The organism is Crossiella sp. SN42, from assembly GCF_023897065.1.
Taxonomy (GTDB): Bacteria; Actinomycetota; Actinomycetes; order Mycobacteriales; family Pseudonocardiaceae; genus Crossiella.
This window is the reverse complement of record NZ_JAMHIV010000001.1, coordinates 537718-551221: the sequence shown is the minus strand read 5'-3', so window position 1 is coordinate 551221 and position 13504 is coordinate 537718. Positions and strand designations below refer to the sequence as shown.

Genomic DNA, 13504 nt, shown 5'->3' with positions numbered 1-13504 from the left:
GCTCAGGGCAGGGTCAGCACGCCCTGCACGAGCGCGGTGGTCACCGCCGCGGTGCGGTCCGACACCCCGAGCTTGGCGAAGATCTTCAGCAGGTGGCTCTTCACCGTCGTCTCGCCGATGGCCAGCTCACCGCCGATCTCGGCATTGGTCAGCCCCCTTGCCACCAGCCGCAGCACCTGGACCTCTCTCGGCGTCAGCGGCTCCACCTTCGGCATCCGCACCCGGCTCAGCAGCTTGTCCATCACCATCGGCGCGAACACCGTCTCCCCGCGTGCCGCGGCGCGCACCGCGGCCACCAGGTCCTGGCGCGGGGTGTCCTTGAGCAGGTAGCCCGCGGCGCCGGCCTCCACCGCGCGCAGGATGTCGCTGTCGGAGTCGTAGGTGGTCAGGATGAGCACCCGCACGCCGGGCGCCCGCCGGGCCAGCTGCGCCGTGGCGGTCGCGCCGTCGGTGTCCGGCATGCGCAGGTCCATCAGCACCACATCCGGGCGCAGCCGCTCGCCGAGCTCGACCGCCTCGCGTCCGGAGGCGGCCTCGCCGACGACGGTGATGGCGCCGTCCAGGGTGAGCATGCCGCGCAGGCCCTCCCGCACCACCGGGTGGTCGTCGGCGATCACCACCCGCAGCGCGGCCGTCATGGCAGCCACACCTTGACCCTGGTGCCCTCGCCGGGCGCACTGGTCACCACCACCGAGCCCCCGATCTCCTCGATCCGCGCGCGCATGCCGCTGAGTCCGTACCCGTCGGCCTCGGCAGGCCGGAAGCCGCGACCGTTGTCGGTGATCTCCAGCGCGGTGCCGCCTGCCCGCGAGGTGAGCGTCACCGAGGCGGCCGTGGCCCCGGCGTGCTTGTGGATGTTGGCGAAGGCCTCCTGCACCGCGCGCATGATCGCGACCTCCTCGTTGGCCGTCAGCGCCCCGGTGAAGCCGTCGGCGCGCACCACGCAGGTCAGGCTCGCCAGCGCGCCGAGCTGCTCGGCGAGCCTGCGCACCGCGCCGGCCAGCCCGGAGTGCCGCAGCCCGTCCGGCTGGGAGGCGTGTACCAGGGCCCTGGCCTCGGCCAGGTTGTCCCGCGCGGTGTGCTCGGCCATCGCGAGCTGCCGCCTGGCCAGGTCCAGGTCGCGGTCCAAGGCCGCCTTGGCGGTCTGCACCAGCATGACCAGGCTGGTGAAGCCCTGGGCCAGGGTGTCGTGGATGTCGCGGGCCATCCGCTCGCGCTCGGCCCGCGCCCCCTCCCTGCGGTAGACCGCGGCCAGCTCCGCCCGCGCGCTTTCCAGGTCGCGGATCAGCAGGTCGCGCTGTCGTTCCTGCTCGACCTGCCGCCGTACCAGCAACCCCACCCCGGTGCCGATGAGGAAGGTGCTGACCGCGCCGCCGGTCACGGCCAGCCCGATCAGCCCGGAGCCGCCGAACTGGGCGGCCACCGCCAGCGCCGTCGCGGTGGTGGCCACCGCGATGACCAGGGTGGCCAGCCAGAGCCGGTCGAGCAGCCAGAACGTGTGCGTGTAGAGCACCACGACCAGCACCACGGCCGGCGGGGAGGCCAGCACGAGTGCGGTGACCAGCGCGATCGCCCCGGCCAGGTACCCGATGGCCCGGACCCCTGGCGCGGTCGCCGTGCTGCGGCCCACCAGCGGCCTGGCCAGCGTCACGTACCAGAGGACAAGCGCGATGAGCAGCGGGTAAGCGTGCCACGGTGCGCCCCAGACGGCCGACAGCACGGCCACCAGGGCCACCGCGACAGCCGAGGCGACGTGCAACGCGTGCGCGTCGCCCCCCGTCCCCGCGTTCACCACGCCAGTCTCACACAGCCTGCCGGTACCAGCGGAAAGTCAGCAACGAGACCAGCGTGCCGCCGACCACCCACGCGCCGAGCACCAGCGCGGTGGTGCCGTGGTCCCAGGATCCGGCTGCCTCCACCCGCTGCAGCACGTCCGGCAGGAACGCCGAGCGCAGGCCCTGGCCCATCCACTTGAGCGGGAACAGCGCCCCGACCTGCTGCACACCGGCAGGCATCTGGGTGAAGACGAAGAACACGCCGGAGACGAACTGCAGCACCATGAACGGCAGCACCACCACACCCGCCGCGCTGCGCCCGCTCCTGGGCACCGCGCTGATCGCGATGCCCAGCACGGTGCAGGCGAGCACGCCGAGCGCCATCACCCAGGCGAAGGTGAGCCAGCGCGCGCCGGTCTCCGGCAGGCTCAGTCCCAGGAACAGCGTGGCCACCCCGAGCAGCAGCACCACCTGCCCGAGGCACAGCGCGAACACCATGACGAACTTGCCGATGAAGTACGAGCTCGCGCGCATGGGCGTGCCGCGCAGCCGCTTGAGCGTGCCGTCGTCCCGCTCGATCGCGATGCCGACGCCGAGGGTGATGAAGGCCGCCGCCATCACGCCGGTGGCGATCATCCCGGCCATGAAGTACTGCCGGAAGTCCACGCCGGTGCCGGGGATCTCCCGGTTGAACACCGCGCCGAAGGTCAACATGATGATCACCGGGAAGGTGAAGGTGAAGATCAGCGTGTCCTTCTGCCGCAGGATCTGGCGGATCTCCACGCCTCCCCGGCGCAGGCCGATCGCCAGTGTCGAGGGCTGGTGGGGCGCGGGCCGGGTGGATGGGCTGGTCATCGCTGTTCTCCGATCAGGCGCAGGTAGGCGTCCTCCAGGGTGGGCTGGCGCACGATGAGGCCGGGCACCTCGCCGCCGTAGCGTTCGGCCAGCTCCAGCACGGTGCCGGTGGGCGTGTCGGTGTCCACGTGCTTCGCCCCTGAGGGCGCGTCCCAGCTGACCCGCGCCAGGTCCTGCCCGGTGCGGCCGACCCGGTCGGCCGGGCCGATGTCGACCAGCTTCCCGCCCGCCATCAGGCCGATCCGGTCCGCGAGGTACTCGGCCTCCTCCAGGTAGTGCGTGGTCAGCAGGATCGTGGTGCCTGCCGCGGCGAGTCCCTTGATCAGCTCCCAGAACTGCCTGCGCGCCTCGGCGTCGAACCCGGTGGTCGGTTCGTCGAGGAACAACAGGTCGGGCCCGCCGACGATGCCCAGCGCCACGTCCAGGCGCCGCCGCTGCCCGCCGGAGAGCTGCTGCACCCGCGCGGTGCGTTTCTCGGTCAGCCCGACCGCCTCGACCAGCTGGTCGGGATCTCGCGGTCGCGGGTAGTACCCGGCGAAGTGCCGCAACAGATCCACGACCGGCAGCTCCGGGAACGCCAGCTCTTCCTGGGAGACGATGCCGACCCTGGCCCGCCAGGCCGGACCGGCCGAGCCGGGATCGGCGCCGAGCACCTGCACGGTGCCCGAGTCCCGCCGGCGGTGGCCGTTGAGGATCTCCACGACCGAGGTCTTCCCGGCGCCGTTGGGACCGAGCAGGGCGAAGATCTCGCCGTGCGCGATGTCCAGGCCGACCCCGTCGACCGCGAGGTTGCCCCGGTAGGTCTTGCGCAGGTCCCGTACGAGGACCGCGGTGTTGGTGGTCATGCCGGAAGCCTCCCGCGTCGCGCACGGACCCCGGGAGCATCCAACGGTGGGCGGCCGAACCCACCGATCGGTGGGTCAGTGGTGGAAGGAGATGGCCGTCCTGGCCGTCAGGTCGACCTGGTTGGAGGCCACCACCAGGCAGCCGCCCTTGATCGTGGTGCAGTCCACGGTGCCCCAGGGCTTGTGGTCGCCGACCACCCCGGCGAAGGTGCGGCGGGCCGGGATCGTGGTCTCGCCCGCGCCGTGCGGGTCGGTGGAGATCCCGCTCCACTCGGCGAGGTTGCAGGCCAGCGCGCCTTGCTCCACCACCGCGCACTGGGCGACGACCAGCAGTTTCTCCGGTGCGAAGTGGCGCACCGAGACGGCGATGGTGTCCCCGTCCCGCAGCTTCTTCGCCGGTTTGGCCGAGACCGCGGGCTTGGGCGCCGCCTCGGCGGTGGGCAGCCCGCTCAGCGACAACACCGCGGCCAGCGCGGCACACCTCCACAACATCTTTTCCCCCATTTTGGATCATAATCTTTTCGCGATAAGATGCGCAGAACCTAGCGACGAAAGTTCTAGGGGTCAATCCGTCGCACTCGGCGCAAATTTGCGCACAATTCCGGTCGCTCCCACGAGCTAGCTCATTGGCAGGGCAAGGCTGGTCTGGTCGGACTATTGCCGCTTTCCGGTACGCTGGCCTTGGGCATGCGGCATGGAGAGCATGTGACCAGCCTGGGGGTTGGGGGACTTAATGGAATCCGCGAGATTCCGCGCGCAAGAATGGTTTGTCAATCCGGATCTGGTCCGGGTCAGTTCGGCCTGCGACCGGCGTTTCGGCCGGGTTCTCGGCGCCACCGCGGTGGCACTGGCGCTGGCCGAACTGGGCCGGACGCCGTCCAGGGTGCTCGACGTGGGCTGTGGTCACGGCGAGGTGCTGGACATCCTGCGCAGGCAACTTCCCGCGGCGGAGCTCGTCGGCGTCGATCCCGCCGCCGCGGCGGTCGCCGCGACCAGGGACCGGTTCGCCCTCGACCACCGGGTCACCGTGCTCGAAGCGGGCGCTGAGGATCTGGGGCCGGCCGGCGCCGGGGCTCAGGCGGGTCAGTTCGACCTCGCCCTCGTCCACCTCACCCTCGCGCTGTGGCCCGATCCGGTGGACGGGCTGTGCGCGGTGCTGGACCGGCTGGCCCCCGGTGGCCTCTGCTACGTGCTGGAGCTGTTGCGCCCGGCCGACGAGGTGGCGCTCGCGGCCTGCCTCGCCCCGGCCACCGGTCCGGCCGAGGCCAGGTACGTGCGGGAGCAGCTGGCGCTGTGGCCGAGCCGGGAGGAGGCGGCCGCCCTCGTGGCGGCGGTGGGCCGCCGGAGCGGGCGGTCCGCGCGCCTGCTGTTCCGCGGCTTCGCCGAGCTGGCTGTGATGTCCGAAGTGGACAGTGCTGCGACGCCGAACGTGTGGCACGTGTTCCTTTCCTGATCGACGCGTGGCGAATGGGGGACTCAGTGGTGGAGGAGGAGTACGAGGACCCGGGCACCCGGGTGTTCGTGGTGGACGACGGATCGATAGCGACCAGCGGCGTGATCCAGGCGCTGTCCCGGTGTGCCGGGGTGGACCTGGTCGGCACCGTTGGCACCCCGGCCGAGGCGGTGGAGGCGATCCGCCGCACCCGGCCACGGGTGGTGATCACCAGTACCCGCGGGGACATCCGGCCACTGGTGGAGGAGGTGCTCGCGCTGGCGCCACCGCCGGTCACCCTCCTCACCGTGGGCGAGCGGGACCTGCTCACCCTGGCCGCGCAGTCCGCGGGGGTGAGCGGCACGATCCCGTGGCAGGCCACCGCGGAACAGGTCACCACCGCGGTGCTGGCCGCCGGCGGGCCGGAGCGGCCCGAACTGCGGGCGGCGCGGCCGAACGCGGCCAGGCTCAGCTCGCGGGAGATCCAGGTGGTGCTGCGCGCCGCCGACGGGCAGACCAACTCGCACATCGCGCGGGCGCTGTCGTTGAGCGAGGCCACCGTGAAGACCTACTGGCAGCGGATCTTCCGGAAGCTCGACGTGCACGACCGCACGATGGCGGTCATGACCGCGATGAACCTCACCGGCCGGCTCGAGCCCTGCGACTGCACCGGGACGGAGTCGGTGTGCCTGCACCCGCCCCGCTGACCCCCGACGGCGACCTGCTGCCCGGCCTGCGGCGCCTGCGCGCCCAGCTGCACGCGGAGCCGGAGGCCGGGCTGCACCTGCCGCGGACCCAGCGGGCGGTGCTGGACGCGCTGGCCGGGCTGGACCTGGAGGTCGGCACCGGGACCGGGCTGAGCTCGGTGACCGCCGTCCGGCGTGGGCAGGGTCCTGGACCGACCGTGCTGCTGCGGGCGGACATGGACGCGCTGCCCGGCCCTGACGGCGTCCCCGCGCACACCTGCGGACACGACCTGCACACCGCGATGCTGGTGGGAGCGGCCCGGCTGCTGCACCGGGAATCCTTCCACGGCAACGTGATCCTCATGTTCCAGCCGGGGGAGGAACACCACGGCGGCGCCCGGATCATGATCGAGGAAGGCGTGCTGGCCGCCGCGGGCGAACCGCCCGTGGCGGCCTACGCGCTGCACGTGCTCTCCGCCCTGCTGCCGCGCGGGATCTTCGTGAGCCGCCCTGGCCCGATCCTCGGCTCGGCCGACACCCTGCGGGTCACGGTGCGGGGCCGCGCCGGACACAGCGCCATGCCCCACCTGGCGCGCAACCCGATACCGGTGGCGTGCGCGCTGGTCGCCGCCCTGGAAGCGTTGCCGGGCAACACGATGGACGCCTTCGACCCGGTGGTCGTCACCCCCACCGCGTTCGCGGCCGGGCACGCGGGCAACGTCATCCCGGAGCAGGCCCGGTTCACCGTCTCCGTCCGCGCCTTCTCCGCTGCCGCCCGCACCGGCCTGATCGAGCGGATCACCCGGCTGCTGCACGGGATCGCCGCCGCGCACGGCGCCACGGTGGAGGTCGAGGAGGCGCTCGGCTACCCGGCCACGGTGAACCACCCGGCAGAGGAGGCGTTCGCGGCCGGGGTGGTGGGCACGCTCTTCGGTGCCGGCCGGTACCTGCGTGCCCCCCGTCCACTGCCGGCGGCGGAGGACTTCTCCTATGTGCTGCAACGGGTTCCCGGCGCGTACCTGGTGCTGGGCGCCTGCCCGGCCGACCGGGATCCGGCCAGCGCGGCGCACAACCACGCACCGGAGGCGGTCTTCGACGACACCGTCCTCGCCGACGGCGCCCGCCTCCTCGCCGCCCTCGCGCTGCACCGGCTGCGGCGCGACCCGGCCGAGAGCGAGGACCAACCCTGACCCGGCCCGCGCACCGGTGCCGGCAGCCCGCCGGTCAGCGGGTTCACAGCAGGCCGTCAGTGACTACAGTGCAGAGTGGGAGCGCTCTCGGCTTTCCCGATGCTCGATTCCCGAGGACGGGGACGGCTAGGCGGTGGGAGGGGCGGTGGTGGCGCGCACGATGAGGTATGTGTCCAGTGACTGGTGCATGCTCACCCGGTGCTCGCCGTCCAGCTGCGCGAGCAGGACGTTGACCGCGGCGCGGCCGGCCGCCTCCGCGGGCATGGCCACCGTGGTCAACGGTGGCGCGGAGACCGCGGCGAAGACCAGGTCGTCCGAACCCACCAGGCTGACCTCCTCCGGCACCGGCACGCCGCGGGCGTTGAGCCTGGCCAGCACGCCGAAGGCGACCAGGTCGTTGTACGCGATGATCGCGGTGACCCCGGCGGCCAGCGCCAGATCGGCCCCCTGCAACCCGCCTTCGAACCGGGGCGGGAACGGCCCGAACTCCACCAGTTCGATGCCGTACTCCTCGGCCGCGGGCCGCAACCCGCTCAGCCGGGCCTCGTTGGGCCAGGAGTCCCTGGGACCGCCGATGAACGCGCAGCGCCGGTGGCCCAGCGCGGCCAGGTGCTGCACGGCCTGGCGCATCGCGCCCGGGCTGTCCATCACCACCGACGGGATGTCCTCGATCTCGCGGTTGAGCAGCACCAGGAAGGTCTGCCGGGCCAGGTCGTGCACCTGCTCGTCGGACATGCTCGGGCTGCACAGCACCAGCCCGTCCACCTGCTTGGCCATGTTGCGGGCCAGGTTCTCCTCGACGACCGGGTCCTCGTCGCTGTTGGCGAACAGCACCGCGACATCGTCCTGCCTGGCCCGCGCCTGGACCCCGTTGAGCACGCCGGTGAAGAACGGGTTGTCCAGGTCGGAGACGATGATCCCGATGTGCCCGGTGCGACTGGTGAGCTTGCGCGGCCCGCCGGGCGGCTGGTACCCGAGCTCTTCCGCCGCGACCAGGATGCGACGGCGGGTCTCGGGCTTGACCACCTCGGGCGAGGTGAACGCGCGGGAGACCGTGGAGATGGAGACCTTCGCCCGGCTGGCGACATCGTGGATGGTGACAGTCACAGGGCTCCTCCGGCGCGCACTTGCGCTCATCATGTAAACCGTCTGCTTTCCTGTCAATTCAACGCGCCCGGAACGCTGACTTCGCGCTGCCTACGATCAGGCTTCTACCTGCCCCTTTGTTCTTGACAGCGGTTCCGGTGCGCACTTAGCGTCGTTTGCAGAAAGTAGCCGGACGTTTGCAGGATCGGAGACCCAATGGCGGGTACCGCACGTCTTGCCGTGATCGGCATGGCCGGGTACGCCTTCACCTACCTGCGGCGGGCGCGGGAACTGCACGATGAGGGCCGCGCCGAGTTCGTGGGCGGGTGCGACATCCGGGAGCCCTCGGCCGAGGCCGGCGCGCTGCTGCCACCGGGCGCCGGGGTGTACCGCGACGTCGAGGCGTTGCTGCGCGGGGCGAGACCGGATGTGGTCGTGGTGGCCACGCCGCCGCACGCGCACGTGCCGCTGGCCGGCGCGGCGCTGCGAGCCGGCGCGGACGTGCTGGTGGAGACCCCGCCGGTGCTCGATCTGGCCGGGCACACCGAGCTCACCCGGCTGGCCGCCGAGACCGGCCGGGTCTGCCAGACCGGCTTCCAGAGCTTCGGGTCCGCGGCGATCCCGGTGCTGGCCCAGGCGATCGAGCGCGGTGAGCTCGGCGTGGTGACCGGGGTCGGCGCCGCGGGCGCGTGGATCCGCACCGACGCCTACTACGCGCGCAACCCCTGGGCCGGGCGGCGCTGGCTGGACGGCCAGGCCGTGGTGGACGGGGCGCTGACCAACCCGTTCTCGCACGCGGTGGCCACCGCCCTGCTGGTGGCCGGGGTCGCCGAGTCCGAGCCCGCGGACATCGCGGTCGAGCTGTTCGGCACCAGGGACCTGGAGGCCGACGACACCGCCTGCGTGCGGCTGTGCTTCGAGACCGGACCCGAGGTCGTGGTGGCGGCTTCGCTGTGCGCGGAACAGGACCACGAGCCCTACGTCGTGGTGCACGGCACCGAGGGCCGGGCGAAGTTCTGGTACAAGACACACCGGCTGGAGATCAACGACGAGCGGATTCCGGTTGCCCCGCCCGCGGATCTGCTGCGCAACCTGCTGGCGCACCGCGCCGATCCGGACACCGTCCCGCTGCTCGCGCCGCTGAGCCGCACCAGGGCCTTCACCTGCCTGGCGCAGGCGGTGCGGGACGCCCCGGAACCGGTGCCCATCCCGGAGGGCTGGATCCGCACTGTGGGCGTGGGCCCCGGGCGTCATCCGGTGGTCCGCGGGATCGGCGAGGAGGTGGCGGTGGCCGCCGAACGCCTGGCGCTGTTCTCCGAGATCGGTGTGCCCTGGGCCGGTCCGCACCGCAGGCGGCGCGGGTCGCCCAGCCAGCCCGCGGTCACCTGACCCGTCCGGTGGTCTCGCGCACCACCAGTTCCGCGCCGAGTGCGATGCGGCCCGCGGCCGGTGGTGTGTCCCGGCCGCAGGCGATCCGGCCGGCCAGCGCGCCCGCCTCGCGCAGCGGCAGCCGGACCGTGGTCAGCGGCGGATTGGTGTCCTGGCAGAACTGCGTGTCGCCGAACCCGGCCACGGACAGCTGGGCGGGCACCCGGCGGCGCTGGGCCGTGGCGGCGGCGAGCGCGCCCGCGGCCATCAGGTCGTTGGCCGCCACGATCGCGGTGATGTCCTCCTGCCGCAACAACTCCAGGCCTGCCGCGTAGCCGGACTCCCTGGTGAAGGAGCCCTCGATGATCAGCCTGCGCGCCAGCCCCTTGGCGGCCAGCCGGAAGCCGTGCCGCCGTTCCCAGGCGATGCTGCGCGGCGCGGGCCCGGCGATGTAACCGATGCGCCGGTGGCCGAGATCGATCAGGTGCTCGACCAGCCGGACCGTGCCACCGGTGTTGTCGAAGGTGATCGCGGTCGCCTCCGGCACACCAGGGATCGGCGGCCGCCCACACAGCACCACGCGCGCGCCGCGCCGGAGGAACTCGCCGAGCTGGCGGTTCAGCTCCGCCTGGTGCGCGGCCTCGCGCAGCGCCCCGCCGACCAGGATCACCCCGTGGGCACGCAGCCTGCGCAGCTGCTCCAGCTGTTCGATCTCCCGGTGCGGGTCGCCGCCGGTGCCGCACACCAGCGCCAGCTGGCCGGAGGTCATCGTCTCCTCCTGCACCCCGGCCACGATGTGCGGGAAGAACGGGTCGGTCAGGTCGCCGACCAGCACGCCGATCAGGTCCGAGGTGGCGGCCGCCAGGGCACGGGCGTGGCCGTTGACCACGTACCTGAGCTCGGCGATCGCCTGTTCGACGCGCTCCCGGACCTCGGGGGAGACCGGTGCGCTCTGGTTGAGCACCCGGGACACCGTGGCGGTGGAGACCCCGGCCCTGGTGGCCACGTCGACCACCGTCGCCGCCCGGCTGTGATCCCCGCGCATGCCCACCTCGCATCGTTTTCAGAAAGTACACGGCCGCTGACTAACCGTTGACAGGCAAGGAAGCTGGGTCTTACCGTTTCGAGCCAATGCCAGAGTTTGCTGAAAATCCACAAATCATGCAAGCGAACGGAGCCACGTGATGGTCGCTGCAGGACTCAGGTGGCGGACGGTGGTCGCCGCGCTGGCGGTGGCACCGCTGCTGGCCGCGTGCGGCGGGGCGGCGGGTGGGGGCGCCGGCGGTGAGGTCACCATCTCCTTCGCCTGGTGGGGCAGTGACGGCCGGGCCACCATCACCAAGCAGGCCGTGGAACTGTTCGAGCGGCGCAACCCCGGCATCAAGGTGAACACCACCTTCGCCGCCTACAACGCCTACTGGGACAAGGTCGCCACGCAGACCGCGGGCGGCAACCCGCCGGACGTGATGACCATGGACTCCCGCTACCTGTCCGAGTACGGCGAGCGGCGGGTGCTGCTGGACCTCAACGAGGGCGCGGGCAAGCAGGTCTCGCTGGCCGAGATCAACCCGGAGCTGGCCGCCACCGGCACCCTCAACGGCAAGCGGTACGCGGTGCCGTGGGCGCAGAACACCTCCTCGCTGGTCTACGACCCGGCGGCCTACCAGGCGGCCGGGGTGGACATGAGCAAGCCGATGACCTGGGAGCAGTTCCGCGCCGCGGCCGAGAAGGTCAGCGCGGCCAACGGGTTCAACCGGCGTGGGGTGACCGACTTCGGCATCCTGGACAGCGCGCTGGAGATCTGGCTGCGGCAGAACGGCAAGTCCTTCTACACCCAGGACGGCAAGCTCGGCTTCGGCGCCGAGGACCTGCGCCGGTTCTGGCAGCTGGCGAGCCAGTTCCGCACCAGCAAGGCCGGTTCCACCGCCGAGGTCACCGCCTCCCACAACACCTCGCCCGAGCAGTCCCCGCTCGGCAAGAAGCTCACCAGCGCCGAGTTCGCCTACGACAGCGTGTACCCCAGCTTCGAGAAGGCGCACGGCTCACCGCTGATGGTCACCGGCTACCCCACCGACAACCCGGCCGACACCGGGCAGTACCGCCGCCCGGCGATGTTCCTGTCCGTCTCGGCCAGGGGCAAGGCCCAGGAAGCCTCGGCCAAGCTGGTGCACTTCCTGATCAACGACCCGGAAGCGGGCAAGATCCTCGGCACCGACCGCGGCCTGCCACCGAACCTGAAGATCCGGGCGCAGCTGGCCGCGGAGGCCACCGGCACCAACAAGACGGTCTACGACTACGAGGCCCGCCTTGAGAGCCAGCTCGGCCCGGCGCCCGCGGTGCCGCCCAAGGGCGCGGGCGCGATCCAGAAGCTGCTGCAGCGTTCCTACGAGGAGATCGCCTTCGGGCGCCTCAGCCTGGACGAGGCGGTCACCCGGTTCATGTCCGAAGCGCAGAAGGACCTGAAGTAGCCCATGTCGCTCCTGCAGGAAACGCCACCGCCCAGTGCCGGCGCGCCGCCGCCCGCACGGAGCCGCCGTCCCCGTGCGGCCGGCCGGAGCCGGAGTCACCAGCCGCAGGCCTACGTCTTCCTCACCCCCTGGCTGATCGGCGCCATCGGGCTCACCGTCGGGCCGATGATCGTCTCGCTGTACCTGTCCTTCACCGAGTACGACCTGTTCAGCGAGCCCCGGTGGATCGGCCTGGACAACTACGTCCGGATGTTCACCGAGGACGAGCGCTACCTCCGCTCGGTCCAGGTGACGCTGGTCTACGTGCTGGTCGCGGTGCCGCTGAAGATGATCGTCTCCCTGTTGGTGGCCATGGCGCTGAACACCAAGGTGGCCTCCAGCGGCTTCTACCGCGCCGCGTTCTACGCGCCCTCGCTGCTGGGCGCCAGTGTGGCGGCCGCGCTGGTGTGGCGGGCGATGTTCGCCGAGGGCGGCACGGTCAACGAGCTGCTGGACTCGATCGGCCTGGAGACGCCGAGCTGGGTGGACGATCCGGGCTACACGATCTGGGCGATCATCCTGCTCGCGGTGTGGCAGTTCGGCGCGCCGATGGTGATCTTCCTGGCCGGGCTCAAGCAGATCCCGCGTGAGCTGTACGAGGCGGCCGAGGTGGACGGGGCCAGTGCGGTGCGCCGGTTCTGGCACATCACGCTGCCGATGCTGTCCCCGGTGATCTTCTTCAACCTGGTGCTGGAGGCCATCCACGCCTTCCAGGTGTTCACCCCGGCCTTCGTCATCGGCGGCGGCCGCGGCGGACCGGCGGACTCGGCGCTGGTCTACACGCTCTACCTGTACCAGGCCGGGTTCGAGGACTTCGAGATGGGCTACGCCTCGGCGATGGCCTGGGTGCTGCTCGTGGTGATCGCGATCATCACCGCGGTGATCTTCCGCAGCGCGAAGCTGTGGGTGTTCTACGGAGACCGGGCATGAGGGCCAAGGCGGTGCTCTGGCACCTGGTGTGCCTGGCCGCGGTCGCGGTGGTGCTGTACCCGTTGGTGTGGCTGGCCTTCGCGTCGGTGAAACCGCCGGAGGAGGTGCTCTCCAGCCTGTCCCTGCTGCCCAGCCGGTTCGTGCTGGACGGCTACCGGCAGGGCTGGGAGGGCGCGGCCGGGATCGGGTTCGGCACGTTCTTCCTGAACTCCTTCATCGTGGCCTTCGCCTCCGTGCTGGCCAACGTGTTCTCCTGCACGCTGGCCGCCTACGCCTTCGCCCGGCTGCGCTTCCGGCTCGCCGGGCCGCTGTTCGTGTTCATGATCGCGACGCTGATGCTGCCGCACCACGTCACCCTGATCCCGCACTACGTGATCTTCCAGCAGTTCGGGCTGGTGAACACCTTCGTCCCGCTGGTGCTGCCGAAACTGCTGGCCACCGAGGCGTTCTTCGTGTTCTTGATCGTGCAGTTCATGCGTGGCATCCCGCGCGAGCTGGACGAGGCGGCCACCATCGACGGCTGCGGGGTCTACCGCACCTTCTGGCACATCGTGCTGCCACTGGCCAAACCGGCGCTGGTCACCACCTCGATCTTCACCTTCATCTGGACCTGGAACGACTTCTTCACGCAGATGGTCTACCTCAACGACGCGGAGAAGTTCACCGTCCCGCTGGGACTGCGGCTGTTCGTGGACACCAGCAGCCAGTCCAACTTCGGCGCCATGTTCGCCATGTCGGCACTCGCGCTGGTGCCGATCGTGTTGTTCTTCCTGGCCTTCCAGCGGTTGCTGGTGCAGGGCGTGAGCACCAGCGGTTTGAAGGGGTGAGTG

At 71.4% G+C, this 13504-nt stretch carries 14 protein-coding genes; 7 read left to right on the top strand and 7 right to left on the bottom strand.

Features of this window, described 5'->3' with window-relative positions; translation table 11 throughout:
• Positions 1-2: 2 nt before the first annotated feature.
• From M8C13_RS02405 to M8C13_RS02385, 5 genes are all read right to left on the bottom strand, one after another.
• The gene (locus M8C13_RS02405; protein WP_252478747.1) at positions 3-638 is read right to left on the bottom strand and encodes a response regulator transcription factor; all 636 of its coding nucleotides are present in this window, start codon (positions 636-638) and stop codon (positions 3-5) included.
• Positions 635-1792, bottom strand: coding sequence for a sensor histidine kinase (locus M8C13_RS45250; protein WP_252478746.1), 1158 nt, complete (start codon positions 1790-1792; stop codon positions 635-637). Before M8C13_RS45250 ends, M8C13_RS02405 begins: the two co-directional genes overlap by 4 nt.
• 10 nt (positions 1793-1802) lie before the next feature.
• Positions 1803-2630, bottom strand: coding sequence for an ABC transporter permease (locus tag M8C13_RS02395; protein ID WP_252478745.1), 828 nt, complete (start codon positions 2628-2630; stop codon positions 1803-1805).
• A complete protein-coding gene (locus tag M8C13_RS02390) occupies positions 2627-3475 on the bottom strand; it encodes an ABC transporter ATP-binding protein (protein ID WP_252478744.1) in 849 nt (282 codons plus the stop codon). Before M8C13_RS02390 ends, M8C13_RS02395 begins: the two co-directional genes overlap by 4 nt.
• A gap of 75 nt (positions 3476-3550) precedes the next feature.
• A complete protein-coding gene (locus tag M8C13_RS02385; protein ID WP_252478743.1) occupies positions 3551-3967 on the bottom strand; it encodes an enediyne antibiotic chromoprotein in 417 nt (138 codons plus the stop codon).
• Between the two features lie 241 nt (positions 3968-4208).
• Between M8C13_RS02385 and M8C13_RS02380 the strand changes: the two genes are divergently transcribed.
• The 3 genes from M8C13_RS02380 to M8C13_RS02370 are packed head-to-tail and all read left to right on the top strand — an operon-like array spanning position 4209 to position 6783.
• Positions 4209-4928 (top strand): class I SAM-dependent methyltransferase, encoded by a 720-nt coding sequence (locus M8C13_RS02380; protein ID WP_252478742.1) that lies wholly within the window; start codon positions 4209-4211, stop codon positions 4926-4928.
• Positions 4929-4942: 14 nt separating this feature from the next.
• Positions 4943-5614 (top strand): response regulator transcription factor, encoded by a 672-nt coding sequence (locus M8C13_RS02375; RefSeq protein WP_252478741.1) that lies wholly within the window; start codon positions 4943-4945, stop codon positions 5612-5614.
• On the top strand, positions 5593-6783 hold the full coding sequence (locus M8C13_RS02370; RefSeq protein ID WP_252478740.1) for a M20 family metallopeptidase: 1191 nt from the start codon (positions 5593-5595) through the stop codon (positions 6781-6783). The genes M8C13_RS02375 and M8C13_RS02370 overlap by 22 nt, the downstream gene beginning before the upstream one ends.
• A 126-nt stretch (positions 6784-6909) precedes the next feature.
• Here the strand turns inward: M8C13_RS02370 and M8C13_RS02365 are convergent, their stop codons facing one another.
• Positions 6910-7890, bottom strand: a complete 981-nt coding sequence (locus M8C13_RS02365; protein ID WP_252478739.1) for a LacI family DNA-binding transcriptional regulator — start codon at positions 7888-7890, stop codon at positions 6910-6912.
• Positions 7891-8085: 195 nt separating this feature from the next.
• Here M8C13_RS02365 and M8C13_RS02360 point away from each other — a divergent pair, with 195 nt between their 5' ends.
• Positions 8086-9258 carry a Gfo/Idh/MocA family protein gene (locus M8C13_RS02360; RefSeq protein ID WP_252478738.1) on the top strand — a complete coding sequence of 391 codons (1173 nt, stop codon included), beginning with the start codon at positions 8086-8088 and terminating at the stop codon, positions 9256-9258.
• On the opposite strand, the gene M8C13_RS02355 is transcribed toward M8C13_RS02360, so the two are convergent.
• Positions 9251-10282: a LacI family DNA-binding transcriptional regulator gene (locus M8C13_RS02355; RefSeq protein WP_252478737.1), complete on the bottom strand. Its 1032-nt coding sequence runs from the start codon at positions 10280-10282 to the stop codon at positions 9251-9253. The genes M8C13_RS02360 and M8C13_RS02355 overlap by 8 nt on opposite strands.
• 139 nt (positions 10283-10421) lie before the next feature.
• Between M8C13_RS02355 and M8C13_RS02350 the strand changes: the two genes are divergently transcribed.
• The 3 genes from M8C13_RS02350 to M8C13_RS02340 are packed head-to-tail and all read left to right on the top strand — an operon-like array spanning position 10422 to position 13501.
• On the top strand, positions 10422-11705 hold the full coding sequence (locus M8C13_RS02350; RefSeq protein ID WP_252478736.1) for an ABC transporter substrate-binding protein: 1284 nt from the start codon (positions 10422-10424) through the stop codon (positions 11703-11705).
• Between the two features lie 3 nt (positions 11706-11708).
• The gene (locus tag M8C13_RS02345; RefSeq protein WP_252478735.1) at positions 11709-12674 is read left to right on the top strand and encodes a carbohydrate ABC transporter permease; all 966 of its coding nucleotides are present in this window, start codon (positions 11709-11711) and stop codon (positions 12672-12674) included.
• Positions 12671-13501 (top strand): carbohydrate ABC transporter permease, encoded by an 831-nt coding sequence (locus tag M8C13_RS02340; protein ID WP_252478734.1) that lies wholly within the window; start codon positions 12671-12673, stop codon positions 13499-13501. Before M8C13_RS02345 ends, M8C13_RS02340 begins: the two co-directional genes overlap by 4 nt.
• Positions 13502-13504 lie beyond the last annotated feature (3 nt).

Coding starts and splice junctions, on each gene's coding strand:
- M8C13_RS02405 (WP_252478747.1), bottom strand. CDS start 638: ATGACGGCCGCGCTGCGGGTGGTGATCGCCGACGACCACCCGGTGGTG.
- M8C13_RS02395 (WP_252478745.1), bottom strand. CDS start 2,630: ATGACCAGCCCATCCACCCGGCCCGCGCCCCACCAGCCCTCGACACTG.
- M8C13_RS02390 (WP_252478744.1), bottom strand. CDS start 3,475: ATGACCACCAACACCGCGGTCCTCGTACGGGACCTGCGCAAGACCTAC.
- M8C13_RS02385 (WP_252478743.1), bottom strand. CDS start 3,967: ATGTTGTGGAGGTGTGCCGCGCTGGCCGCGGTGTTGTCGCTGAGCGGG.
- M8C13_RS02380 (WP_252478742.1), top strand. CDS start 4,209: ATGGAATCCGCGAGATTCCGCGCGCAAGAATGGTTTGTCAATCCGGAT.
- M8C13_RS02375 (WP_252478741.1), top strand. CDS start 4,943: ATGGGGGACTCAGTGGTGGAGGAGGAGTACGAGGACCCGGGCACCCGG.
- M8C13_RS02360 (WP_252478738.1), top strand. CDS start 8,086: ATGGCGGGTACCGCACGTCTTGCCGTGATCGGCATGGCCGGGTACGCC.
- M8C13_RS02355 (WP_252478737.1), bottom strand. CDS start 10,282: ATGCGCGGGGATCACAGCCGGGCGGCGACGGTGGTCGACGTGGCCACC.
- M8C13_RS02350 (WP_252478736.1), top strand. CDS start 10,422: ATGGTCGCTGCAGGACTCAGGTGGCGGACGGTGGTCGCCGCGCTGGCG.
- M8C13_RS02345 (WP_252478735.1), top strand. CDS start 11,709: ATGTCGCTCCTGCAGGAAACGCCACCGCCCAGTGCCGGCGCGCCGCCG.
- M8C13_RS02340 (WP_252478734.1), top strand. CDS start 12,671: ATGAGGGCCAAGGCGGTGCTCTGGCACCTGGTGTGCCTGGCCGCGGTC.